Source organism: Ramlibacter sp. (assembly GCF_035548915.1).
Classification (GTDB): domain Bacteria; phylum Pseudomonadota; class Gammaproteobacteria; order Burkholderiales; family Burkholderiaceae_C; genus Ramlibacter.
The window spans coordinates 583,914-607,882 of sequence record NZ_DASZSE010000039.1 but is presented as its reverse complement, the minus strand read 5'-3'; the positions used below and the strand labels follow the sequence as shown (position 1 = coordinate 607,882).

Genomic DNA, 23,969 nt, shown 5'->3' with positions numbered 1-23,969 from the left:
GGAACGTCTGAACAAGTCCACCGATGATGCCTTCATGCGTTGAAAGACGCAAAGGAGCTTGAGCGATGAGCCAGCTGAGTTTTTCGGACGCGGAGTACGCCGGCAAGAGGAAGAAGACGAGGCGCGAAGTCTTCCTGGGTGAGATGGAGCAGGTGGTGCCGTGGAAGGCACTGCTGAAGGTGATCGAGCCGCACTACCCCGTAGCGGGCCGTGGCCGCCGGCCGTACCCGCTCGAAGCGATGCTGCGCGTGCACCTGATGCAGAACTGGTTTGCGCTGAGCGATCCGGCGATGGAAGAGGCCCTGTATGAGATCGCCTCGCTGCGCAACTTCGCAGGCCTGAAGCTCAGCGAGCCGATCCCCGACGAGACGACGATCCTGAACTTCCGGCACATGCTCGAAGAGTCGGACCTGGCCGAGGACATCTTCAAGCAGGTCAACGCACTGCTGGCTCGCAAGGGCCTGCTGCTCAAGCGAGGCAGCATCGTCGATGCGACCATCATCGCGGCGCCCAGCTCCACGAAGAATGCCGAAGGCGAGCGCGATCCCGAGATGCATCAAACCAAGAAGGGCAACCAGTGGCACTTCGGCATGAAGGCGCACATCGGCGTGGATGCCGACAGCGGCTTGGTGCACACGGTGACGACGACGGCGGCCAACGAAGCAGACGTCGAGCAAGTGGCCGATCTGCTGCACGGCAAGGAGCAGCAGGTCTGGGCCGACTCCGGTTACCGGGGAGCGCAAGATCGAGTGCCGCGCGAGGTGAAGTGGTACATCGCCGCACGGCCCAGCGACATCGCCAAGCTGCCCGAGGGCAAGGCGAAGGCGCGGGTGCAACAGCGCGAGCATCGCAAGGCCAGCGTGCGCGCGAAGGTCGAACATCCGTTCCGTGTGATCAAGCGTCAATTCGGGTTGGTGAAGGTGCGCTTCAAGGGCTTGCAGAAGAACACGCAGCATCTGCTGACGCTGTTCGCACTGTCGAATCTGTGGATGGCGCGAAGGCAGTTGATGGGGCAGGTGCGTCCGCAGATCGCATGACGCCCAAGAACGACGCCGAATCTCACGCAAAGACGCCTTGAACATGCAATCCTTCAAGTCCCGCAACACGCGCGCGCTCAAATCGTGCGCGTTTGCGCGTTGTTCAGACCTTCCTTAGACGCGCAATCGACAACGGACCGCACGGATTCGTATTGGCCAGCGGCCCCGCGGTTGATCTCGTTGATGGTGTACGTGTTCTCTCTCAAGGCGGAAAATTTCTATCCTCACTTATTGGGCGTCAGCGAGCCGGTGAGTTGATGCGTGACGTCTTGACGTCGCGTGAAGAACAGGTTCTCCGGCTACTTGCCAAGGGCTCTCGCAACAAAGCGATTGCGCATGACTTGAACATTGCAGTAGGCACCGTGAAAGCTCACGTCAAATCAATCATGTCCAAGCTGAATGCCCGTTGTCGAACCGAGGCCGCGAGCATCGCTACCGGTCGTGGCCTCGTCGATGTACCTGAGCATTCACTGGCTGAAGGTTGGCAGCCTCATCGCACTGTCCGCAGGGAGTCCTCAAAGTACGCGGTCGCCGCGCTACCGTCATCGCGTCCCGTATGAGCCTACTCGCACCCGCCAGTCATCCAAACATCAACCAACGGTACGCTCTTGCAGCCGAAAGCACTGCAGAGAGGTCGTCGCGCAATCTGTCCGCCGGCGGCACGTCACCCATCCATGGATTCGGCACAAGAAACCATCCGGCGAGCTCGAGATCGTCGAGCGCGTCAAGCTCGAGAAGCACTCGATCAAGTCCCTCGATTGGCCGGAATTTCGAGAACTGCACGAGGGGAAGAGCGAGCGAGCCGAAGGCCGGAAAAGATATGATTTTTCTGAGGACGATCCAGCTTGCAACGGTCGACACCGGCTGACTCTGGCACGGGGCAATTGCTTGCGCGAATTCATCTGCGAGCGCGACACCGCCGTGGCTGCGGAAGGCTTTCGCCAAGGCGGCGCCATCTTCGGGGCAAACGATGCGATTTGTCATGCAGCGCTCGATGAAGTCTTTCGTGACGCTTCTCCAAAGCAGAGCGGACCAGAGGTCGATGATCGAGTATCGTGCGATCCTCCTGCGTGTGCCTCTCCCAAAGGTGATAGTCAAACAGCCGTCAGTCGGTTTCGGCTTTCGATTTGACGCCGTCAAGCAGGTTAACCAGATCGGCCGGAAGCTCGAGGTCGGCAACGGCGAGGTTTTCCCGCAGGTGGCTCAAGGATGACGTACCTGGAATCAGGAGGATGTTGGGCGCCCGCTGGAGTAGCCACGCCACTGCCACCTGCATCGAGGTGGCGCCGAGGACGTCAGCCACGTCGGACAGCAGCGAGGATTGCAGCGGCACGTAGGGAATCCCGACTTCCGCGAGGTTGTCGATCAGCACGTCGTCTCGGCGGCACCCAAGTTGTATAGGTTCTGGACCGCGGCGATTGGAGTGATTACCCGGCCCTCTGCGACTTGGGCGACGGTGACGTTGCTGAGCCCGATGTTGCGGATAAGCCCCCGCTGCCGTAGCTCCGCGAGTGCGGTCAGCGGGGCTTCGATGCTCCCTTCCGCCGGCCCGTGCCTCTCGAGGTCAAACAGGACACGAAGATTCACGACGTCCAGGACGTCGAGTTTCAGGCTACGCAAGTGGTCGTGGATTGCACTTTCGAGTTCGTGGGGGAAAGTCGCCGGGCGCCAAGAGCCGTCAGCGCCGCGCGTTACGCCAACTTTCGTGACGATCGCCAGGTCGCGCGGGTAGGGGTGCAGCGCTTCGCGGATCAGCTGGTTGGTCGCGTGGGGACCGCAAAAGTCGCTTGTGTCAATGTGATTGACGCCGCTTTCGATCGCGTCGCGGAGGAGCGTGATGGCTGCAGTCCGATTCTTCGGCGGACTGAAGGTCCCCGACCCCACGAGTTGCATGGCTCCGTAGCCGATTCGATTGACTAGTCGGTCACCCAGTTTGTAAGTGCCACCCTTGCTGATCCCGGTCACTGCTGGTTCTCCATCGAGGCTACCTTGACGTCAGGCACCTGAGGGCTGGACAGCGCCTCGCAAAGGCAAGGCCGAGGCGCCTCGCGGACGGCTAGTGTCCAGTGCCAGAGCGGCGTTCGAAAGAACTTGTCGCCCTCGGTTTTTCCGCTCCCCGTCCTAAGTTTGATTCTCTTCAAGCTGCACCATCGCTTGGCTAAACGCGGCGAATCGTACTACGCATTCCGTGCCCTCCTACTTCACAGCAACCCGCTGAAGGGATGACCAGTCGCCAATCAGCGACGGGTCGGCCAGCGGCGTGGGCGGGGTTCGATCTGGCGGAACAGAGACAGCATAAAGAGGCGCAACTGCGCGCCTCTTATGCCGTTATGGACTTGTGTTTGAACTGCGAGACCCTGCGGGCACCCCCGTAACGCGATGTCTGCTTCGACCCCGTTGCACCGTCGTAGTGGCGACATGGCGCCGGCGCCGTCGTCCGCCAGGCGCGAAGGTGCGGGGCGTCATCTGAATCAAGGTGCTGTTGCCCCGCTTTGAATTCCGCGGTACGTCTTGGAGCTATGCGGGTCGCAGACTTCATTTTGCGTGACGTGGAGCACATGTCACGGAACGGGAGGTGTTCGCCGCGACGCGTCTGCCCGCTGCGGGACGGACGGACTCCCCGACTGCGCGACCACGCGGAACCGATCCTTCGGTGTCGCCCCGGAACTTCCCACCCTCGAAGTTGCGCGGCCGGGAGGGTAAAGAGTCTGCCTTCCGACCAGAGCAACTGCCGCACGACCGATCACACGCGTTAGTTCCCAAGCGCGCGTAAGCCGCAACTGACGCGTGTAGGAATTATCCTTCGCGCCCGTCCATCCAGTGCGCGTACAGTGCGCGCGTGTCGTTTCTCCAGCGCGTCGCAAACAGCATCGGTTGCCGGTGGCTGTTCATGCTGGCGCTGGGCGTGGCGATGTGTGGAGCGCTGGGGCTCGGAGCCGGTTCTTCTCCGATCCAGGCGCAGCCTGCTCCGGCAGCAGACTCGTTTCCTCAGGAACAGGTGCGTCGGGGACGCCAGCTCGCCGCGCTCGGCGACTGCGCGGGCTGCCACACTCCGAGCGGAGGTTCGGCATTCGCCGGGGGCGTCGCCGTCCGAACGCCATTCGGAGAAATCTACAGCACGAACATCACTCCCGAGCCGCAAACGGGCATCGGCGAATGGCCGCTCGATGCCTTCCGGCGCGCGCTGCGGCAAGGCATCTCACGCGACGGCCATCGCCTGTACCCGGCGTTTCCGTACGACCACTTCACCCACCTCACCGACGACGACATCGCCGCGCTCTACGCATTCCTGATGACGCGCGATCCCGTGCAAGCGATCGCGCCGCAGAATCGCCTGATGTTTCCGCTCGGTTTCCGGCCGCTCATCGGGATCTGGGACGCGCTGTATTTGAAGGAAGGCCCGAAGCCGCCCGCTTCGAACGCGCCCAGCCCAAGGTGACCGGCGGCGTCGCATATGTGCACGCCCTGCGCCTGCCGGGTATGGTGCACGCGCGAGTGTTGCGCCCGCCCAGCCCCGCCGCGCGACTCGTGGGTTTCGATGCGGCTTCTGTTCAGAAAATGCCGGGCGTCGCCAAGATCGTCCGAGACGGGAGTTTCGTGGCGGTCATCGCGAAGCGGGAATATCAGGCCGTCGCGGCCCTGAAATCGCTCGAGGCAGCAGCGAAGTGGACGCAGCAAGAGTCGCTTCCCCCGCCCGAACGCCTGTATGAAAGCGTTCTCGCTGCACCGGCGCAGGACACGGTGATCCTCGACCGCGGCATCGCGACCGCCTCAGGGCGGCAGCTGTCGGCCCAGTATGTGCGCCCGTACCAGCTGCACGCGTCGATCGGGCCGTCCTGCGCCGTGGCCCAGTTCAAGGACGGCCGCTACACGGTGTGGACGCATTCGCAAGGCGTGTTTCCCCTGCGCAAGGCGCTGGCGCAGCTTCTCGGCGTCGAGGAGTCCACGATCCGCTGCGTGCATGCCGAAGGCTCGGGCTGCTACGGACACAACGCCGCCGACGACGTCGCCGCCGATGCCGCACTTCTGGCGCACCAGATGCCCGGCGTCCCGGTGCGCGTGCAATGGATGCGCGAAGACGAGCATATGTGGGAGCCGTTCGGACCACCGATGGTCACGCGTGCGCAGGCCACGCTCGGCCCCGATGGCACCGTCGCCGCGTGGCAATACGACGTGTGGAGCGCTACGCACAACGCGCGGCCCGGCGCGGCCGGCGACCTGCTCGCGGGCCGTCACATTGAAAAGGCGTTCGAGCCGACCCCGCCCAAACCGATCCCGCAGCCGGAGGGTGGAGGCGACCGCAACGCCGTGCCGCTGTACTCGTTTCCCCAGGCGCGGGTGACTCACCACTTCCTCGCCGGCGAGAACGCGATACGGACGTCAGCACTGCGCTCTCTCGGCGCGTACATGAATGTGTTCTCGATCGAGAGCTTCGTCGACGAGCTCGCGCGAGCGGCCGGCTCGGACCCGGTGCAGTTCCGCTTGCGCCAGCTGGCCGATCCGCGTGCGCTGGACGTGATCCGCCTGGCCGCGTCCAAGTTCGGCTGGGATTCTTTCCGGCGCCGCGCAGGCATCGGGCGCGGTTTCGCATTTGCGCGCTACAAGAACCTCGCCGCCTATTGCGCGATGGCCTGCGAAGTTCAAGTCCTCCGAGATACCGGCGAAGTGCGATTGCTGCGCGTTGTCGCCGCGGTGGATAGTGGCGAGATCGTCAACCCTGGAGGCATTCGCAACCAGATCGAAGGCGGTATCGTGCAGGCTACGAGCTGGACCCTCAGCGAAGAAGCGGCGTTCGATCGCACGCGCGTCCTGACGCGCGACTGGGGCGGCTACCCGATCCTGCGGTTTCCCCAGGTGCCGCTTGCAATCGATGTGCATATCGTGCCCCGCCCCGGGCAGCCCTTTCTCGGCACTGGCGAAGCAGCGCAAGGACCGGCGGCGGCGATGATCGCCAACGGCATTGCCGATGCGACGGGTGTGCGCATGCGCCGCATACCCTTCTCGCGACGCCGCGTGCGCGAGTCGCACGCCGCAGTTTGATCGGGAATATTCGCCTCGCGCGGCCTTGAGACCGCCGAATGCGTGGATGCGCGAGGGCTGCTTCTGGCGAACGCAGCTCTTTCCTTTGCCTGCATCCAAGGCGGTGTCAACCCACCGACGCGACACGAGCACACCCTGCCCGCTTCCTATCAGTTCTTGCTCATGTGCGTGTTCAGAAAATCGAACAGCCGGCCCGCGGAATCCTCGTGTGTGGCCTTGTCGTAGCGATAAACGACCTGAACTCCGCGGACCGTCTTGCTGAAGTTGTTGAGATTTTCGCAATCCCAACAATGGCCGACGTTCGGATAAACGTGCCAATCGACCGGGAGCCCGCCGCTCTTGAGCGATTCAAGCCTCTCGGTGCAAGCCGAAGGTGGCGTTTCATTGTCCTGGGCCCCCATCAGCACCAGCAGGGGCGTGGCGATGTCGTCGCCAAGGAACATGTCCGTTTGCGTGGGTGAACCGGCGCAGCCCGGATAGAACGCGACGGCCGCAGCGAAACGCACGGAATCGCCGAAAGTGCGCTGCCAAGCCTCGTGCGTAGTCAGCAGCGTCACCATTGCGCCCCACGAGAACCCCGCGATCGCGATCCGCGATGCATCGACGTACGAAAGCCCGGCCAAGTACCGGGCAGCCTGGTAAGCGTCTTTCGCGCCGCGAGGGAAGTTGACAAACCCTTCCGCACGCTCGCAAACGGACCAGACGTTTCGCGGGCCAAGGCTGTCGACCACGAGCACCACGTAGCCCTTAGCCACGCCGCGCTGTGCCCAGTCTAGGATGGAGCGGTTCTGCCAGCCATTGCGCGCGCGCAATCCGCCGCATTGATGCATGAGGACAAGCGCCGGGAACGGACCGACGCCGTCCGGCTTGTAGAGCGCGAGCTTCGGGGCCGCGAACAACCCGAAGGAAGAGGGACTCGCAGGGAACACCAGATCGTCCGCACGTCCCGCTGACGCGAGCAAGTCTTCGCGAACCGGCTGCGCGGCCGCGAGGACACACGGCAGCAAGGCGGCGGCAAGTGCGAGCTGGCGGAGGAGAAAGAAGACGAAGCGCACGAAACGGATTTCCGCGTAGGCAGGTCAAGCGCACATCGGGGATTTCACTGAAGCCCGCAGGTTTTCCGCCTCCGGTTGGCATTCACATACCGCGGATCACAGTGGCGCGGGCGGAGCAAGCGATTTGCGCTTGATTGCATCGCTGGTCAGGCTGCTTCTGGCCCGGAAGCACACTTCGGTTCGGGGGATGCAGTGTGAAGACAACTGCAATTACTGGTGTCAGCTGCATGAACGGGCAGGCCACCGGCACGCATTGACGTAATGAGTGCGTATTGAGCGCGCAGGGTCCTACCGTCACAGTCACTGTGACTACACCGCGAGCATCTAACATCCGTCACCCGGTGATAAGCACCCGGGGGCGTTTTTCGGCTCACCTCGAAAGGTGCTTGCTGCATCTACGGAACGCGACGCATCGACGGAGCCGTTCGTCCAAATACGTTCGATGTCTAAGTGTCGCGAACATTGACACTTTAGTCAAATCCGATCGCGGCGAGAAGATCTCCCTTCGGTCTGAGCGAGGGGGGAGACGCCTTTGTTCGGGCAAACCCGCATATTCGACTCATGAGTCAATACTTACCATCGATGGGTAGGCACCGCGCCAGCCAGCGCAAAAACTTCGAGGTGCTCATGGTTTTCAGGCGTAGATCTCTATCTCGCGGCTTCCACGCTTCTTGCTCCGCCGACGGCATGCGTTCCCCGAGCGAACGCATCCGCCAGAGCAGCGGAAGCTCGCTTGTCACAATTGACGAGGTGATGAGAGATCTGCTTTGGCGGCATTGGCGACTTTGCCGGAGCGGCGGCCCCCCAACTGTTGACGCACGCCCTGTGAACGAAGCAAAGGCAATAAAGCAAGCTCACAAAATCGTTCCATCCAAGAGCGGTGAGGCTATGGTGTCGCGGGTGCAGCTGCGATGCGATTCGGACTCGCTGAACTGCTGTCGTGTGAAATGAAGTATCCGCATCTGTTCAACCCGATCCAGATTGCCGGTCTGACCATTCCGAACCGGATTGCAATGTCGGCAATGTCCACCCATCTCGGCAGCAACGGTTTCGTCACTGCATCGCAAGTAGCCTTCTATCGCGAAAGGGCGCAAGGCGGTGTCGGCCTGTTGACGGTCGAATACACTTGCGTCGATCGCGGCACTGGCTTGGCCGAGCCCTTGCAGCTATGCTTGGATACGCCGGAAAACGTTGCTGGTCACGCTCGGATCGTCGATGCGATCACCGCCACGGGTGCGCGCGCCGTCTTGCAACTGCACCACGCTGGCCGGCAGACGTCGCGTGAAGCTCTGGGCGGTGCGCAGCCGGTCGCGCCGAGTCCCGTGCCGTATACAACAGCCGCAGGAACGATCGTTCCGCGCAGCCTGGAAGATGCCGAGATTCACCGCCTGATCGAATGCTTCCGGCAATCCGCGCAATGGGCGGTCGATGCGGGCTATCAAGGCATCGAGCTGCACGGCGCACACGGTTATTTGCTGGGGCAATTTCTGTCTCCTTACACGAACGTGCGTACGGACGGCTGGGGGGGCGACTTTGAACGTCGGCTGCGCTTTCCTTGCGCTGTCATCGCCGCAGTCAAGTCGGTGCTCGGCCCGGCACGTCCGTTGATCTGGCGGCTTTCGGCAGAAGAGTTCGTCGTGGGTGGTCTGACCATCACGGACACCGCCGCCCTCGCGCCCCGGCTGGCGCTGGCCGGCGTGGATGCTCTCAATGTGTCCATGGGTACGTTCGACAGCCTCGAATACGTTGTGGAGCCCATGTCCATGAAAGAAGGTTGGCGCCTGCCATACTGCCGCCGCATCCGTGACGCAGTCAACGTGCCTGTCCTGGCTTCGGGAATGGTCCGGACACCGGCCATGGCCGAACAAGCGCTGATCGATGGCGACGGCGACATGATCAGCTTGGGGCGCCCGCTGCTTGCCGACCCCGAGTGGCCCAATAAGGCCAGACTCGGACGCGACTCGGAAATCTGTCCCTGTACCACGTGCAACTGGTGCGCGGCGCCGAATCGCAGGAATGCGGGAACGGCGTGCGCCCAGAATCCGCGCGCGGGCCACGAGGACGATCCGCCCATCCCGCGCTTTGGAGCGGGCCGACCAGCGGCAGTGGTAGGCGCCGGGCCCGCTGGCATTGTTGCAGCCCTGCTGCTTGACCAGTCCGGCTTCGTCGTGACTCTCTTTGAGTCCCGCGACAAACTTGGCGGCGGATTGATCGCGTCCGCAACGCCCCCGCACAAGGACAAACTGTTCGCTTATCTCGAATATTTGAAGGCGAAGGTAGATGCCAGCAATATCGACGTGAAGCTTGGCACGCCGGCCACGCCTGCGCTGCTGCGGGCCATCGATCCGGCCTTGGTAATCTTGTCCTATGGCGCTCCACCCACGAAGATGGGAATCGAAGGAGAGGACGGACCCGGAGCCAGCATGGCGTATGGCGTGCTCATGGGCGACGACCCTGTCTCGGCGGCTTCGTTGAACCAGGAGCGAGTTGCTGTATACGGCGGCGGAGAAACCGGATGCGAAACGGCCGAATTTCTGGCCGAGCGCGGCTGCTCGGTGACACTGATCACACGATCCTCGCAAACGGAGCTGGCGCGGAACGCAGAGCGCTTATATCGCAAGGCGCTGCTCCAGCGGCTCGCGGCCAACTCTTCCATCCGCGTCATCGACCACGCGACCTTGACCCGCGTGACCCAGGGCGAAATCAGCCTGCGCCGTGGCGAGTCCTCGGAACAGATCCATGTGGCGCATACCTTGATCGCTCAAGGTCAGCGACCGGTCGACGGAATGCTTGACGAGCTTCGGGCTCTCGGGATTTCGATCGCGGTCGTAGGAGACGCCCAAAGCGTTCGCCGCATTGGCGATGCGGTAGCGGACGCCTATGACGCCGTTCGTTCGTTTTCGCTTGCGCAGGCAATGCCTGGTCCGGTCCGCTGACCTCGCGGCCCATCATTCAACGATTCGTCGAGGAATCCCATGAACTCAACTTCTCGAACCGCGCGCCATGTCGCTCGCACCGCGGCACGTTGTCTGACTGTCGTCGCCCTGGCTCTGATGTCGCTCGGGGCGCGCTCGCAAAGTGCTCAGCCGATCAGACTGGGAGGCATCTTTCACCTGAGCGGGCCGGCGGCCACCTTTGGCCTATCGAACAAGACCGGCGCCGAGTTGGCCGTCAAGCAGATCAACGATGCCGGCGGGATTGGCGGGCGGCAGGTCGTCTTGGTGGTCGGAGACGACAAGAGCGATCCGACCGCGGCGGTCACGGAGGTGTCCAGGCTCATCTCGCAGGAAAAAGTGGTCGCGATCATCGGCAGCGGCATCAGCCACGTGACCATGGCTTTCCAGCCCTTGGTGACGCAAGCCAAGGTTCTCAACATCAGCGGGTCTTCGCTGCTGATGCCGCTTCCCCAAGCGCCTTACAGCTTTGCCAGTTTCTCCGCAATGGATACCAATATCAAGGCCATGGTGGATTACGCCGTAAAGACCCACGGGGCCAAGACCTTCGCGCTTCTGGGCAACAACGGGTCCAATTCCAAACTCAGCGTCGACGCCATGAAAAAGGAACTGGAGTCTCGAAGGCTGACTATCACGGGCATCCAAGAGTATGCAATCGCCGCCCGTGACATGGTGCCGCAATTGCTCGACTTGCGCGGCAAGAATCCCGATGTGCTGTTTCTCTTTTCCTCATTGGGAGCGGATACCGGCAATGTGCACAAGGGGCTGGCGCAGCTCAATTGGAGTCCCAAGGTGATCGGAGACATCGGAACCGGCTACGCTTCGGAAGGCGCGATCGCCGCTGCCGGCGGCAAGGAAGCCTTTCGCAACACGGTGGCTCTCAACTTCAAGGCATTCACCTATTGTCCGGGAGACCCGACGCCCACTCGGACATCGCGGCTGGCGGAGCAGTTGAAACAGTTCGCCCCCGATGTGGCGCCCAAGCTGGCGCTCGCCACGGCCGGCATGCACTACGACGCCGTCAATTTGTTCAAGGCCGCCGTTGAAGGAAGCGCAGGCAAGACCGACGGACCGACGCTCGCGGCCTGGATCGAGTCGAACACGGGCAAGTACAAAGGCATCGTTTTCACCGACTCGGCTTCGTCCAGCACGCATTTTCTATCGGGCCTCCCAGACTTGGCGATGATGCATATCGAGACGTCGCGTCCCGATGATCGGATGATGCTGCGCGCAGATTGCAAGTGAAGCTCTGGTGATCGAGCTCGCCATCATCGGTGTGCGGGGTCTGGGCCTCGGATCGCTCTATGCCTTGGTGGCGATGAGCCTGAACATGGTCTTTCGCTCAACGGGGGTCGTCAATTTCGCCCAGGGGGAGATTCTCATTCTTGGAGGCGTGTTTGCCTTCATGACCACGGGCCTCGGGTGGATCAGCAAGGAGACGTGGATTGCCGGTCTAGTCGCGAGCGGCCTGCTCAGCGCGGTACTGCTTGCACTTCAGGGTCAGGTCACCTTGTGGCCGATGCGCACCTCGCGTGGGCAGGAGTCATGGCTAGTCACCACGATGGCGGCTTCGATCATCATGGTGGCGGTTCTCCTCAAGCTCAAAGGTCCGTGGGTGCAATCCGTCGACAGCGTCTTCGATGACATGACGATCCTGGGCGTAGGTACACCGGCGGCCTATGGCGCGTTGGCGCTGCTTGCGCTGGGATGGTATGCCGCTCTGCGGTTGTTTCTGTCCCGCACTATCACCGGTCTGGCGATGAGCGCCCTAGCGCAGGATATCGATGCCGCGAGGGCTGCCGGGCTCAACGTCAATGGCTTGCAATTGCTGTCGTTCGCTATCAGCGGCGTGATCGTTGGAACCGCAGGCTTCGCGGCCGCGCCCGTGCTGTCGGTGGCCCCCGATACAGGAACGCGATACCTCATCAACGGATTTCTGGCCGCGGTATTCGGCGGCATGGGTAACGATTCGGGGGCGCTGGTGGCCGGACCGATTGTGGGCGTACTGGGTGTGCTTGTCGCCTTCAAACTCGGCGGAGAGTTCCAGGACATGGCGATGTTGCTGATTCTGGTGGCAATTCTGCTGTTGAGGCCACAAGGTCTGTTTGGCCGGCCTGCGGCGCGGCGGGTATGAGTGCAAGCCCATCTGCGCAGGGTGAGATCGCCGAGCCTTCGACTCGGAAGAAGGCTCGCTCGGAGTCCCCGCGTTACTCGACGTTGACGATTGCCGTCGCACTTGCCAGCCTCGGCGTCCTGGTGCCTGACGCACTGCATCTTGATTACTGGACGCTCTCCTTCCAGCTTGTGAACTTGCTAGCGGTAGCCGCCCTGTGCCAGAACCTGTTGCTGGCGGATGCCGGACAAGTGTCGTTTGGTCAAGGCGCAGTGTTCGGCGTAGCCGCGTATTGCACGGGAATTGCCGTGGGACTGCACGCCCTGCCCTATCTGTATGCCGCATGCCTGGGTACTCTGGCAGCTTGCGGTCTCGGCATATTGTTCGCGCTGCCTGCTTTACGCGTGCAGCACTACTACCTCGGCTTCGTGACGCTTAGCGGAGCGCTCGTCTTTCCGCAACTCGTGACAGCCCTCAACGAATACACGAACGGCATTGGCGGCATCACCATCCAGGCGGCGTCCCGGCGCAATGATCGAATATGGGGTCTCGTGTCACCCTTGTCTGTCGCCGTGCTGGCGCTCACCATTGCGTCGTTTCTGGCCTACGAGTGGATTCGGCGGAGACCGCTGGGACGTGCCATGCGGGTTGCCGCATTCAGCCCCGAGGCGGCCCAGTCGCTCGGCATCAGCCCGGGCCGCATGCGCTTCGTCGCTTTCATCATTGCCGCGGCCGGTACGGGACTGGCCGGCTCACTCTACCCGGCGGTGATCGGATTCGTCAGCCCACAGGCCTTCGGAATGGACATGTCGGTCCTCTTCTTCATGTCGGTCATCATCGGCGGGCGCACCAGCGTGCTCGGGCCTCTGCTCGGAGTGGCCATGCTGTACCTGGTACCGAATATGCTGCTGGCCGGCTTGGTGGAGTACCGGCTGCTGATTTACGGCGCGATCGCATTTGTGGCGATGTACGCGTTTCCCGAAGGCATCGTTGGCGCTTGGGCACACTGGCGCTTGCAGTTGCGCCCGTCGCGTACGCTCGCAAACGCGGGGCCGGGTTCCATTCTCGATGTACCGATCCTGCCGCGACGAGATCCGTGGGTTCAGCCCGGGCGTCCGGCAATTGAAGTACAAGGTGCCTGCCTGTCCTTCGGCAGCGTTGTCGCGCTGGACGGAGTGGACCTGGAGGTTCGGCGTGGCGAGATTCACGCGCTGATCGGCTCCAATGGTTCAGGAAAGACCAGCTTACTGAATGCGTTGAGCGGGTTCAACGCGATTGACAGCGGAATGATTCGCACGGCAGGTGTGGACATCAGCTGTTTGCGGCCTCACCTTATCGCCGGGCTTGGTGTCGGGCGCACGTTTCAGACCCCGCGAATAGTCCCCAACCTGTCTGTTCAGGAGAACCTCATGTTGGGGCAGGACGCCGCTCGGGCTCTCGGTCGCGAGCACGACGAGGGGCTGGCATCCCCCCTGACCGACGGACCGCAGAACGCCGACTGGCTCTCGCATGGCGAGCGCCGGCTGGCGGAGGTTGTCCGCGTCATCCTGCAGGGAGCCGACATTTTGCTGATGGACGAGCCTGCCGCAGGGCTTTCTCCGGCAGAGCGCGCCGCGTTCGCCACTCTGTTGATGCGATTGAAGAACGAACGCGGAACTACCGTCGTTCTGGTCGAACATGATCTGAGATTCGTATGGGGCATCGCCGACCGCATCACGGTGCTCGAGTCTGGCCGTGTCATCGCAAGCGGCACAGCGTCCGCAATGGCCGCTCACCCCGTTGTTGCCAAGATGTTTGTGGGTGACAAACATGTTCCAGATTGAGAGTCTCGATTCGGGCTACGGCCGCGTCCCGATACTGCGCGACGTCGGGTTCGAGGCGCGTCCAGGAGAAATGCTTCTCGTCGCCGGGGAGAACGGCGCCGGCAAGACCACATTGATGCGCACGCTGAGCGGACTTCTTAAGCCGTCACGCGGCCGCATCACGCTGGACGGCAAGGAACTTGCCGGCCGCTCTCCCCTGGAAATTGTGCGGTCAGGCGTGCGTCTGGTCCTTGACGGGCATCGTGTATTTCCCGAGCTGTCGGTACTCGACAATCTACGATTGGGCGGCGCAGTCCGGGGCTACGATTCGAGCGGATTTCGCAAAGCGGCGGACCGTGTATTTGGCGTGTTCCCAATCCTCGGCGAGAAGCGCGATCACGAGGCTCGAGATCTGAGTGGCGGGCAGCAACAGATGCTGGCGCTCGGACAGGCGTTCCTCGCCCAGCCCAAAGTGCTGCTTTGCGACGAACCGTCGACTGGCTTGGCTCAGGCGCTGTTGCCTCCCATCATGGCCTTCATCAGGCAGTGGGCGATCGAGGGCACAGCGGTCGTGATGGTTGAGCAACACCTCGATCTCGCATCGCGGCTTTGCGACAGGGTGCTTGTGCTCGATCGAGGCCGGGTGACCTTGCGCGGTCCAGCTGTTGACTTACAGCGAATGCTGCGCGCGACCTAAAGTCAACTCGGGCTCATTTCCTCGCCGAGCCTCGCTGCCGAGTCCTGGAAGCCTCCATCGAGTTTCCGTATGCGCGCTCAATGCATTCGAGCGTGGTTGCATAGATGGTCTCGACCGACTTGAAGCTGCCGCTGGCCCAAGTGAGCCAGCCCACGTGATGGAGCATCGCCACAATCTGGAGAGCCAGCTCGGTTGCGGGAGTATCGGCCGACAGCTCTTGCCGCGCTTTTGCAATATTGATCGCCGCTGCATAATAGGATTGCTGTTCGCGTGCCATGCTCTTCATCAGCGCAACCATTGAAGGTGTCATCAGTTCGAGTTCTTGATAGAACCTCGAGAACAGACTCCAGTCTCCGGTCCCGGTGCCGCTATATCGTTCATACCTTCGTCGGGCCCAGACCAGTGAAGCGGCGAACTTTGCCCCAATCGAATTCTCCGGGTCCAGCCATATTTCCTGAGACATCTTGATGCTTCGGCTGACGTAATCTTCTAGCACGGCTTCGGCCAGACGGGACTTTGTCGAGTAGTAGTAGTGAATGGTTGGCCTGCTGATCTGGAGTCGCTCGGCCACCATCGCGAGCGTCATCTTGATAAGCCCATGTTTGATCAAAAGGTCTTCCGCCGCCTCTTTGATCTGAGTTCGAATGGCGATGGCGTCCGCGCGCTCCTTACGAGCTCGAGGCTTGAGATTCTTGGCTTCTGCTTTGGTGCTCGCTAGGTTCGCAGAACTGATTTTCTTGGCGTTGTGGAACGTTGATCGCGGTAGAGACTTTGGCGAGCGCGCTGCATCCGACATGAGTTGAAGGCTTTATTCAAAGGTTCAAAGTATAAGTGTCAGCTCCGCTGTCCGCCAAGATCACCTTGCGGGGCGCGATGTCCTCGGGCCGCGTGGCACAGCGGTTGAAGGTTTCTCGCAACCGCCAGTCTAGATGCAAGGCCGAAAAGTCTGTCTGTGAGGATGCACCGCCGCGGGGTCGCCCATCTCTTCAGCCTTCACGCCAGCAGCTCTGCGTCGCGCGGGCGCGGCGTCAAGTTGGAATGCGCAACGCGCGTCGCGCGGCCTAGCAAGGATTTCGTCTCAAGATCGGTGCGCCGTCTTGATGAACTATCGTCTCGGGTCGGATTTGCCCTCCCCGTGCTCATTTCACTTCTGATAGAGGGCTTGGCGTGCAAGAAGCCGCCACACGCCATCCGGATTTTTTGACCACACGTCCAAGGCGTGCACCACCACGCTTTGGTGCGAGCCATCCTTGATCGTAAGTGCAACGATTTCCGTGAGGGAGACGATCGCCGCGTCACCAGCAACCGTAACGGCTTCATGTGTCGCGACAAACTTGTGATAGGTCACTTCACGAAAATTGGCGAGATACGCACGCTTGTCCTCCAACACTCCATTCGCGTGCCGGTAATGCAACCGATCGTCGAGAAGACCTTCCAAGCGCGGAAAGTCTCCAGCGACAGTCGCTGCACGCCGCTGGTTCTCACGAGCCTTGATGCTTTCTTCAGAGAGAGTAATTGTGTCGGCGGCCCCGGCGGAATTCATGATCGATCACCCCTTCTCGCTGTAGATCAACCATGGTAGCATTGATTCCTGACCCGCGCGTCAAACGAGGATGCGCGACACGAGGAGCTGGAATGCAGAAGATGATGGCCGCTCTTTTTCGTCGATACGGAGGTCCCGAGGTCATCGAAGTAGGAGAGGTTTCCAGGCCTTCTCCGGGTGCTGACGAAGTCTTGATCAAGTCGGATTCTTGTGGAGTCGGGGTACCGGATCTGCTGATTCGAAGCGGTCAATATGCGTGGGCTCCCCCTCTCCCGGCGGTCTTGGGCATTGAGTTGAGCGGCACCGTTGTGGAAGTCGGCCGGTCCGTCAGCGACATTGCGGTGGGCCAGAACGTGTTCCTATCCGCACGTGACCTGCCGTTCCGTGCCGGATGCTATGCGGAGTACGCAGTCGCGCCGGCACAGGCAGTTTCTCGCCTGCCTGATGGCGTCAGGCTCGATGAAGCTGCATGTCTGTCGAACTACCAAGTTGCGTGGCACCTGTTGCGTCACGCCGCGCCGGGGACTGGAGATGTAGTTCTGATCCACGGTGCATCGGGCGGGGTGGGGAGCGCCTTAGTTCAGTTGTGTGCAGTGATGGAGCGCCGGTCGATAGCGGTTTGCAGCACCCAGGAGAAGTGCGATGTCGCTCTCGCAAATGGTGCAGAGGCAACAGTGAACCGTAGCAATCAAGACGTGCCGGAGCGCATCAAGGAACTCACCAAGGGCCGCGGAGTGGATGTCGTGCTGGATCCAGTGGGCGGTACCGGTTTCCCGCGCAATTTTGAAATGGTCGCGCCCCTCGGCTTGATTGTGATTTATGGGCTGCTGCAAGGCTTCCCGGATTCGAATCTGCTCGGGCCAATGCGGGAGCACATTGGCAAGAGTCCCGCAGTTCGCTTGTTCACGATGCACACCTTTGACAAGCTCCCGGAGGAAAGACGGCGATCCCTCTCCGCAGTCATCGCCCTGCTCGAAGAGCGGCGCATCCGGCCTCTGATCAGTCACAGAATGGCATTGTCCGCTGCTGCCGACGCACATCGCATGCTGGAGACCGGCAGCGTTCTCGGAAAAATCATATTGCACCCGCAACACCACTGAGAAAAGATATGAATACACTACCCCCTGTACGCCGGATAGTAACTGCCGTTGATGGCAAGGGCCGGTCCTTCTTTGCCCATGACGGGGAGTCACCTGCCACGGTAACGATGGCTACTCGCCCTGGCTTCCGCAGCGCGAGTCTGTGGCGAACCACTGGTGCCAGGTCCCGGGTAGACGCACCAGACGATGTGGGTTCGCACAAAGGCCTTCACCCGCCACCTAGCGGCACTATCCTGCGCGTTATCGACTTTCCGCCGATCCCATCCGATCCGGAAGTGCATCGGAGACAGGTTGAGGCGACCATGGCGGAGATGTTTCCTGACGCAGCACATAAGCCCACGGCTGCCGAAGTAGTGGGTATGCACACTACGGCGACAATCGACTATGCGTTGATTCTGTACGGCGAAATCGTCGCGGTACTCGATGAAGGCGAGAAGGTCTTGCGTGCCGGTGACGTTCTAATTCAGCGCGGCACCAGTCACGCATGGGCCAATCGGTCCACGGAAGTAGCGCGTGTCGCGTTCGTGCTCATAGACGCCGAGAGCGCATCGTGACGGACGCCTAAGGTACGCGCACGTGCAGGGATGCACCCAACGCCTTGAGCTCGTCTGCCGTGCGGCCTTGCCTGCCATAGACAAGGGCACCCGTGCGCATCGCCGACGCATGCTCTCCAAGATTCGGACCGTCTTCGCAGCGCAGCCACAACCTGAGAAGCAGCCGGTCGTGGCGTGGATCCTCATCGTTTTCATACTCGGTTCGACTGTGCAAGACCGTGTAGTTGTTTAGGAACTGGGCGTCCCCTGGCTCGAAAGTCTGAACCAAACAGAATTCAGCTCGCTTCGCAGTCTCCTCGATGAATGCAAGCGCCTCTTCTTCTTCTGCGGTCACGGGCTGTCCGCGAAGTGCGCATCCGTTGCGCATCACGGGGTGGTTGTAACGACAGCTGATGGTGGCGTCGCTCACTGCAAACACCGGAATGCGATCGCTAGTGGTCGGTTCAGCCTCGCCCTGCTCTCCATTGCGAGACCAGTAGAAACCGCGGGCAAGGATATCGAGATACTCCGGATGGATATCTAGCATCTCGTTGTAAATCGCAAGAGAACTTGCTATCAAACTTTGGCCACCCGAGCGCGCCGGTCTCACGCACAACAGCCCTACCCAATCGGCATAATCCACGTGGAAAAGCAATTTGGAACGACTTTGATAACCCCTGTTCTGCACCGCAGCCGCCCCGCGGTCGCGAACAAACCCGATCAGGTCCCCGGCGGCACTCTGGGAGACGCCGGTACCCAGCAGTGTTCCCAATGCCCAGAACACGACAGCGCACTCCACCTCTGTCATGCGCTGGACAGGAATGCCTCGGATTTGTGCCACGCCGCAGCCATTCAGGAGCTCTCGCCGCACAGCGGCCAAGAGAGGAAGCCAGGAGGGCACCAGTTCCCGAACGGCCGACGCACTGATCGCGCCTAGATCTGAGGGAAGCAACCGTGATGCTGTAAGAATCTCCGCCTCTTGAACAGGAGAGATTGCCATGATGACACGTCGCGCGATCTCCGGTCCCCGCCACACAGCCGGACCGACCGCTCTCGGCCATTCAGGTCTGTCCATTCAACGTTCTCCTATGGCGTGCGCCGACGCTGCTCGGGGCAGCCCCCGATCAGTAATAGGGGCGATGCTGCGAGCAATTGGTCTCCGTTACACACATATGCCATATTGCGCCTCACCGCTAAGTCGGGTCAGTATTAGTCATGTTGACACACGAGTCAACTATACCTAGGATTTGCAAGCCCGGCACTGCAGGCGGACGTCATCGCACTGCAGTTTGCAGAGAGCGCGGCCAAGGGCATGCGTGGTCACAGTGCTGCTGCATGTGTTGTTCGCTTGGTCCGTGGGCGCAGCAGCGATAAACAGAGCAGTCAAGTTCCTCTCAACACAAGGAGACTCCAAGTGACGACAAAGCGAATATTACTGGCGGCAGGCGCCTTGCTAGCAGTTACCCTGACGTTGCTGACGCCTGCGCCGGCGCTCGCCCAAGCCAATCTGAGGACGGTCAAGTGGGGATTTGCCGGGCGCGTGATCAACACCGCAATCGTCAATTTTGTGATCGCCGAGGACCTTGGCTTTTATCGCGAGGAAGGCTTTCACCTGGAGATACTTCCAGTGGGGGGCTACCCTCCGATTCTGGACGGCTTGCGCCGTGGGACACTCGATTTCGGAACGGTTGCTACCCCGGTCCTACTTCCGCTCCTTGCGAAAGGCGAGAATCTCCCAATCCGCAACTACATGGAATATCTGTATCCCTTCAAGTGGAGCATGGTGGTCAGGCCGGACGCGAAGATCCAAAGCTTGGCGGACCTCAAGGGCAAGAGGATCGGCATCCCGTTCTTCGGCAGTTTCGACAAGGAAGTAGGGGAGCAGGTCCTTTCCTTGGTTGGGGTGAAGGAACAGGATGTGCAGTGGATAGCTACCGGCGATGGCACGGCTGGTGGAATTGCCTTGCAACGCAACGACGTTGACGCACTCTTCACATATGACACCCACCTGGCGGCGATCGAAGCGGCTGGAATGACGCTTCGCTACCTCACTTTGCCGAGTAACCTGCCAAAGATCGGCGGATGGTGGCTGGGAGCGCGAAGCGACAAGTTCAATGAGCCGGAATACCGGCGGCTCGCAATCGGCTTTGGGCGGGCGATCGCGAAGGCCAACATCTTCACGCGCGAGAATCCGGAGGCTGCCGCATATTTGTTCGTGAAGCGATATCCGGAGACGGCACCGGCTGGACTGTCGCTTCCGGACAGCGTGAAGGCCGTGCAGAGGCTGGTTGACAAGCGTGCACCCCTTCTTGCCCCGTACGACGAGAGTTCGAAGTGGGGGTATACGGTTCCCGCAGATCTTGAGACGGAGATTGCGCTGATGAACTTGAAAGGCAAAGCGCAGGCGTCGCAGCTATGGACGAACGAACTTGTCGATGAGGTGAACAGGTTCGATGCAAACCAAGTCAAGAAGCTGGCGCGAGATTTTGTTCTGCCGTATAAGCGCTGACAGATGCGGGGGTCTGCACACCAACGAGGGGCTGAGCGGCCCCTTGGCGAGATCAGTGCGCCACCCAGCCTCCGTCGACGGAAATGATCGCGCCGAGTATGTAGCTTGAGCGCGGCGATGCAAGCAGTTGCACCGCACCGTAGACCTCCTCGAGGCGGCCCGATCGGCCCAGCGGGACCTCACGTTGAATCATTTCACTGAATTCCGGAGTGTGGCTTGCTCTTTCCACCATCGGTGTCACAAACGCCCCTGGTGCGATGGCATTGACCGTGATGCCAGCTGCCGCCCATTCCAGGGCCAGCGCCCGGGTGAGGCTTGCGATGCCACCCTTTGTTGATGCGTAAGCCGTCCGGTGTGTCAACCCGACGAACGACTGGACCGACGCTACATTGATGATTCGCCCGTATCGGGCCGCCTTCATCACTGCGGCGACGGAACGGCACATAAGCCAACTACCACGAAGATTCACCGCGAAGCAGCGGTCGAATTCTTCAACGCTCGTTTCTTCAATTCCACCGCGCACCATGATGCCTGCAGCATTGACGAGAATATCGATTCGCCCGAAAGCGTCGACCGCGCGCCGTACCAGCAGGTCAGTGTCCTGGGGATTTGAAACGTCGGCTGCTGCACCCACCGAAGGCGAGCCGAAGTCGGACTGAACACGGGCTGCGGCGGCGACGCACTCGTTAGAGTTCCGACTTGCAAGTACGGTACGTGCGCCCTGCTGAGCGAGTGCTCGTGCCATCGCGTGCCCCAGACCGCGCGACCCGCCTGTGATGATGGCTACTTGGCCGTCGAGTTCAGCTGTCATGTATCGCCGTCAATCTTTGCGGGGAATCCAAATCTAGCGTTTACTGACGCGGGAGTCAACTACGTGCCCCCCGCCTTCCCCGAACTGGGAGGAGGGCTGTCGTCGCGGATGGGGCACTGTTTTTTTTGGAGCTACTCGCGTGTCGGCGACTACTGGAACGGCACCCTGCCAGCCACGCATCCGGTTTGACTTGTACGTCAGACATCGGCTACTATCTTTCGAGTCGCAACATCTGCCGCGATGGAGACGCCCCCGATGTCCAGGATGCTCTTTAAGGGTCTTCCGAGAGTTCACGATCGAACCGTGATTGCCGCGGCGAGCATATTGGCGGGCTTGGCAGCGTGGTTTATCGTGGTCAACGTGTTCAAGATTCCGAGCTACATCTTGCCTGACCCCCGCGCCGTGGGCAAAGCGTTGGTGAGCGGCTTCATCTCGAGTCCTTCCAACCGCTCCAGTTACTGGTTTCAGTTCGCCCCGACGATGTGGGCGACCCTGCTCGGATTCCTGATCGGCGCCACGGTCGGCGTGTTGGTTGCTGCTGCGATGGCTGAATTCAAGGCGGTGGAGTACTGGCTTTTTCCGTATGTCGTGGGCTTCCAGAGTATGCCGAAGGTCGCTGTGGCGCCACTATTCATCATCTGGTTCGGCTATCAGATAGAGTCAAAGATTGCCATTGCAGCGACGATTGCAGTGTTCCCCGTGCTGGTCAACGCAATGCAAGGGTTCAGCTCGGTGGAGCGGGAGCGGCTGGAGCTGATGACGTCGCTGCGCGCAGGGCGGCTTCAGACATTTTGGCGCGTCAAGCTGCCTAGTGCGCTTCCATTCATCTTCGCAGGTCTCAACATCGCAGTCGTCTACGCTCTGCTCGGCACACTGGTGGCGGAGTTCCTGGGCGGGCAGAAGGGCGCGGGAGTCATGATCAGCCAGCTACAGGCGGTGTCCGACACGGCAGGCGTCTTCGCCATTCTTGCGGTGCTCGCCGCGGTCGGGTGCGTTCTGGTCGAGTCAATGCGCGCCCTTCAGAGGCGACTCGTATTCTGGGGTGGCACCAACAACGCCCTGGAAGCGTAGCAACCAAGCTCTCCAAGCACACACGAAAGCACTTCATGCGAGTCATCGACGCGATTGCCGACATCCTTCGTAAGGAGGGCGTGAACACCCTCTTCTGCTACCCCACCACCCCGGTGATTGATGCTTGCGCCGCCGCGGGGATTCGTCCGATCCTTTGCCGACAGGAACGGGTCGGGGTCGACATGGCCAATGGCTTTACGCGCGTGTCCAACGGGAAGCCGCCTTCGGTCTTTGCAATGCAGTACGGGCCTGGAGTCGAGAACGCATTTTCTGGGATCGCGACGGCCTATTCCGATTCATCGCCGGTGCTGCTGCTGCCGTTGGGCCACTATCAGTCCACGGGCCAGATGTTCTCGATGTTCCGCGGGGCGCGTGCGCTTCAGCCAGTCACCAAGAGCAGCGAAGAACTGATCAAGCCGCAGGACATCTCCGCCCTGATGCGCCGCGCGTTCGGCCAGCTGCGCAATGGCAGGCTCGCGCCCGTAGCCGTCGAGATCCCGCGTGAATTGGCCGAATCGGAGATCGAAGTCGCCGCAGCCGAGTACCGGCCGGTGCGCTCCACCACCTCCTCCGCCAACGAGGCGGACATCGACTCAGCCGTACGGATGCTGATGGACGCGCGGCTGCCCATGATCCAGGCCGGTCAAGGCGTGCTGTACAGCGAGGCTAGCGAGGAACTCGTCGCTCTCGCGGAACTGCTGGACATCCCTGTGATGACGACTATCGAAGGCAAGAGCGCGTTTCCGGAGAATCATGAGCTGTCGCTGGGCGCTGGCGGCATCGTTGTTACCGGCCATGCACGCCATTTCCTCACCCACTCCGACCTCATTCTGGGCGTGGGCACGAGTTTCACGCCGCACAACCTGGTTAACCCGCCACTGCCGAAAGGCAAGGTTTTGATTCAAGCCACCAATGACACGCGGGATTTGTACAAAGGCTATGACATTGACCTACCACTGCTCGGGGACGCCAAGTTGGTCTTGCGCCAATTGCTGGCCGCTGCTCGCGATCGCATGGGTAAACGTGTTGCCGACGGAGCGCGACGGCGCGAGGTCGTACGACTGCGCAACGCATGGCTGGCCGAGTGGCAAAACAAGTTCGAGTCGGCGGAAAAGCCCATCACCCCATATCGCGTTCTTGGCGAATTCATGAAGCAAGTGGACCCTGCAGAAGCCATTGTTACGCATGATTCGGGTAGCCCGCGGGACCAGCTGACCCCGTTCTACAGAGCAACGGTGCCCCGGTCGTACTTGGGCTGGGGCAAGTCTCACGCGCTGGGAACCGGCCTGGGTCTCACCATCGGGGCAAAGCTCGCTGCACCGCAGAAGTTCTGCGTGAACTTCATGGGTGACGCTGCCTTCGGCATGACCGGCCTCGACTTCGAAACAGCGGTTCGGGTGAATGCGCCGATTTTGACCATCGTCTTCAACAACTCGACGATGGCCATCGAAACCAAAGCACTTGCCGTGTCACACGAGAAGTACCGCACACGCGACATCGGGGGAAACTACGCTGGCATAGGCGCTGACCTCGGCGGGTGGAGCGAACGGGTTTCAGATCCGAACGAAATCGCACCGGCGCTCGAGCGCGCACGGCGCGAGACGGAGAATGGACGCGCGGCGCTGCTGGAATTCATCACGAGCGAGGAAAAGACCTTTTCCTTCCGTGGCAACACCTCGGAAAAAAAGTGATGGATGTTCACGC

20 protein-coding genes and 1 pseudogene are annotated in these 23,969 nt (G+C 61.2%); 14 read left to right on the top strand and 7 right to left on the bottom strand.

Features of this window, described 5'->3' with window-relative positions; translation table 11 throughout:
* The first annotated feature begins 65 nt into the window (after positions 1–65).
* Both VHA82_RS17010 and VHA82_RS17005 read left to right on the top strand, forming a co-directional pair.
* On the top strand, positions 66–1,037 hold the full coding sequence (locus VHA82_RS17010) for an IS5 family transposase (RefSeq protein ID WP_325545857.1): 972 nt from the start codon (positions 66–68) through the stop codon (positions 1,035–1,037).
* Positions 1,038–1,294: 257 nt separating this feature from the next.
* The gene (locus VHA82_RS17005; RefSeq protein WP_325545888.1) at positions 1,295–1,597 is read left to right on the top strand and encodes a response regulator transcription factor; all 303 of its coding nucleotides are present in this window, start codon (positions 1,295–1,297) and stop codon (positions 1,595–1,597) included.
* Between the two features lie 19 nt (positions 1,598–1,616).
* On the opposite strand, the gene VHA82_RS17000 is transcribed toward VHA82_RS17005, so the two are convergent.
* Positions 1,617–2,021, bottom strand: coding sequence for a hypothetical protein (locus VHA82_RS17000; protein WP_325545854.1), 405 nt, complete (start codon positions 2,019–2,021; stop codon positions 1,617–1,619).
* Positions 2,022–2,142: 121 nt separating this feature from the next.
* Positions 2,143–3,002: pseudogene (locus VHA82_RS16995) on the bottom strand (oxidoreductase).
* Positions 3,003–3,927: 925 nt separating this feature from the next.
* On the opposite strand from VHA82_RS16995, the gene VHA82_RS16990 reads away from it, so the two are divergent.
* The gene (locus VHA82_RS16990; RefSeq protein ID WP_325545852.1) at positions 3,928–4,476 is read left to right on the top strand and encodes a cytochrome c; all 549 of its coding nucleotides are present in this window, start codon (positions 3,928–3,930) and stop codon (positions 4,474–4,476) included.
* Entirely contained in the window at positions 4,473–6,077 is a 1,605-nt protein-coding gene (locus tag VHA82_RS16985; protein WP_325545850.1) for a xanthine dehydrogenase family protein molybdopterin-binding subunit, read from the top strand. Before VHA82_RS16990 ends, VHA82_RS16985 begins: the two co-directional genes overlap by 4 nt.
* Before the next feature lie 149 nt (positions 6,078–6,226).
* On the opposite strand, the gene VHA82_RS16980 is transcribed toward VHA82_RS16985, so the two are convergent.
* A complete protein-coding gene (locus VHA82_RS16980) occupies positions 6,227–7,132 on the bottom strand; it encodes a dienelactone hydrolase family protein (RefSeq protein ID WP_325545848.1) in 906 nt (301 codons plus the stop codon).
* Positions 7,133–8,079: 947 nt separating this feature from the next.
* Here VHA82_RS16980 and VHA82_RS16975 point away from each other — a divergent pair.
* From VHA82_RS16975 to VHA82_RS16955, 5 genes are all read left to right on the top strand, one after another.
* Positions 8,080–10,068, top strand: coding sequence for an FAD-dependent oxidoreductase (locus VHA82_RS16975; protein WP_325545846.1), 1,989 nt, complete (start codon positions 8,080–8,082; stop codon positions 10,066–10,068).
* A gap of 39 nt (positions 10,069–10,107) precedes the next feature.
* Complete coding sequence (locus tag VHA82_RS16970; RefSeq protein ID WP_325545843.1) at positions 10,108–11,331, top strand: ABC transporter substrate-binding protein; 1,224 nt, start codon at positions 10,108–10,110, stop codon at positions 11,329–11,331.
* Between the two features lie 7 nt (positions 11,332–11,338).
* Complete coding sequence (locus tag VHA82_RS16965) at positions 11,339–12,220, top strand: branched-chain amino acid ABC transporter permease (RefSeq protein WP_325545841.1); 882 nt, start codon at positions 11,339–11,341, stop codon at positions 12,218–12,220.
* Between the two features lie 83 nt (positions 12,221–12,303).
* Positions 12,304–14,022: a branched-chain amino acid ABC transporter ATP-binding protein/permease gene (locus VHA82_RS16960; protein WP_325545839.1), complete on the top strand. Its 1,719-nt coding sequence runs from the start codon at positions 12,304–12,306 to the stop codon at positions 14,020–14,022.
* Complete coding sequence (locus VHA82_RS16955) at positions 14,009–14,698, top strand: ABC transporter ATP-binding protein (RefSeq protein WP_325545837.1); 690 nt, start codon at positions 14,009–14,011, stop codon at positions 14,696–14,698. The genes VHA82_RS16960 and VHA82_RS16955 overlap by 14 nt, the downstream gene beginning before the upstream one ends.
* Before the next feature lie 13 nt (positions 14,699–14,711).
* On the opposite strand, the gene VHA82_RS16950 is transcribed toward VHA82_RS16955, so the two are convergent.
* The gene (locus tag VHA82_RS16950; RefSeq protein WP_325545835.1) at positions 14,712–15,494 is read right to left on the bottom strand and encodes a TetR/AcrR family transcriptional regulator; all 783 of its coding nucleotides are present in this window, start codon (positions 15,492–15,494) and stop codon (positions 14,712–14,714) included.
* A gap of 348 nt (positions 15,495–15,842) precedes the next feature.
* A complete protein-coding gene (locus tag VHA82_RS16945; RefSeq protein ID WP_325545833.1) occupies positions 15,843–16,241 on the bottom strand; it encodes a nuclear transport factor 2 family protein in 399 nt (132 codons plus the stop codon).
* A gap of 92 nt (positions 16,242–16,333) precedes the next feature.
* Between VHA82_RS16945 and VHA82_RS16940 the strand changes: the two genes are divergently transcribed.
* Together VHA82_RS16940 and VHA82_RS16935 are read left to right on the top strand one after the other, a co-directional pair.
* Entirely contained in the window at positions 16,334–17,341 is a 1,008-nt protein-coding gene (locus VHA82_RS16940; RefSeq protein ID WP_325545831.1) for a zinc-dependent alcohol dehydrogenase family protein, read from the top strand.
* A 302-nt stretch (positions 17,342–17,643) separates the two neighbouring features.
* A complete protein-coding gene (locus VHA82_RS16935) occupies positions 17,644–17,895 on the top strand; it encodes a cupin domain-containing protein (RefSeq protein ID WP_325545829.1) in 252 nt (83 codons plus the stop codon).
* A 7-nt stretch (positions 17,896–17,902) separates the two neighbouring features.
* Here the strand turns inward: VHA82_RS16935 and VHA82_RS16930 are convergent, their stop codons facing one another.
* On the bottom strand, positions 17,903–18,949 hold the full coding sequence (locus tag VHA82_RS16930; RefSeq protein ID WP_325545827.1) for a TauD/TfdA family dioxygenase: 1,047 nt from the start codon (positions 18,947–18,949) through the stop codon (positions 17,903–17,905).
* Between the two features lie 339 nt (positions 18,950–19,288).
* Between VHA82_RS16930 and VHA82_RS16925 the strand changes: the two genes are divergently transcribed.
* Complete coding sequence (locus tag VHA82_RS16925; RefSeq protein ID WP_325545825.1) at positions 19,289–20,383, top strand: ABC transporter substrate-binding protein; 1,095 nt, start codon at positions 19,289–19,291, stop codon at positions 20,381–20,383.
* A 52-nt stretch (positions 20,384–20,435) separates the two neighbouring features.
* Here VHA82_RS16925 and VHA82_RS16920 read toward each other — a convergent pair whose 3' ends face one another.
* Positions 20,436–21,194: an SDR family NAD(P)-dependent oxidoreductase gene (locus VHA82_RS16920; protein ID WP_325545823.1), complete on the bottom strand. Its 759-nt coding sequence runs from the start codon at positions 21,192–21,194 to the stop codon at positions 20,436–20,438.
* A gap of 303 nt (positions 21,195–21,497) precedes the next feature.
* Here VHA82_RS16920 and VHA82_RS16915 point away from each other — a divergent pair, with 303 nt between their 5' ends.
* Positions 21,498–22,265, top strand: a complete 768-nt coding sequence (locus VHA82_RS16915; RefSeq protein WP_325545821.1) for an ABC transporter permease — start codon at positions 21,498–21,500, stop codon at positions 22,263–22,265.
* The gene (locus VHA82_RS16910) at positions 22,184–23,956 is read left to right on the top strand and encodes a thiamine pyrophosphate-requiring protein (RefSeq protein WP_325545819.1); all 1,773 of its coding nucleotides are present in this window, start codon (positions 22,184–22,186) and stop codon (positions 23,954–23,956) included. Before VHA82_RS16915 ends, VHA82_RS16910 begins: the two co-directional genes overlap by 82 nt.
* The last annotated feature ends 13 nt before the right edge of the window (positions 23,957–23,969 follow it).

What these genes read in the sequence shown, in the direction of transcription:
- VHA82_RS17010 (WP_325545857.1), top strand. Translation starts at nt 66, where the DNA reads ATGAGCCAGCTGAGTTTTTCGGACGCGGAGTACGCCGGCAAGAGGAAG.
- VHA82_RS17005 (WP_325545888.1), top strand. Translation starts at nt 1,295, where the DNA reads ATGCGTGACGTCTTGACGTCGCGTGAAGAACAGGTTCTCCGGCTACTT.
- VHA82_RS17000 (WP_325545854.1), bottom strand. Translation starts at nt 2,021, where the DNA reads ATGACAAATCGCATCGTTTGCCCCGAAGATGGCGCCGCCTTGGCGAAA.
- VHA82_RS16990 (WP_325545852.1), top strand. Translation starts at nt 3,928, where the DNA reads ATGCTGGCGCTGGGCGTGGCGATGTGTGGAGCGCTGGGGCTCGGAGCC.
- VHA82_RS16975 (WP_325545846.1), top strand. Translation starts at nt 8,080, where the DNA reads ATGAAGTATCCGCATCTGTTCAACCCGATCCAGATTGCCGGTCTGACC.
- VHA82_RS16970 (WP_325545843.1), top strand. Translation starts at nt 10,108, where the DNA reads ATGAACTCAACTTCTCGAACCGCGCGCCATGTCGCTCGCACCGCGGCA.
- VHA82_RS16955 (WP_325545837.1), top strand. Translation starts at nt 14,009, where the DNA reads ATGTTCCAGATTGAGAGTCTCGATTCGGGCTACGGCCGCGTCCCGATA.
- VHA82_RS16950 (WP_325545835.1), bottom strand. Translation starts at nt 15,494, where the DNA reads ATGTCGGATGCAGCGCGCTCGCCAAAGTCTCTACCGCGATCAACGTTC.
- VHA82_RS16945 (WP_325545833.1), bottom strand. Translation starts at nt 16,241, where the DNA reads ATGAATTCCGCCGGGGCCGCCGACACAATTACTCTCTCTGAAGAAAGC.
- VHA82_RS16940 (WP_325545831.1), top strand. Translation starts at nt 16,334, where the DNA reads ATGCAGAAGATGATGGCCGCTCTTTTTCGTCGATACGGAGGTCCCGAG.
- VHA82_RS16935 (WP_325545829.1), top strand. Translation starts at nt 17,644, where the DNA reads ATGGCGGAGATGTTTCCTGACGCAGCACATAAGCCCACGGCTGCCGAA.
- VHA82_RS16930 (WP_325545827.1), bottom strand. Translation starts at nt 18,949, where the DNA reads ATGGACAGACCTGAATGGCCGAGAGCGGTCGGTCCGGCTGTGTGGCGG.
- VHA82_RS16920 (WP_325545823.1), bottom strand. Translation starts at nt 21,194, where the DNA reads ATGACAGCTGAACTCGACGGCCAAGTAGCCATCATCACAGGCGGGTCG.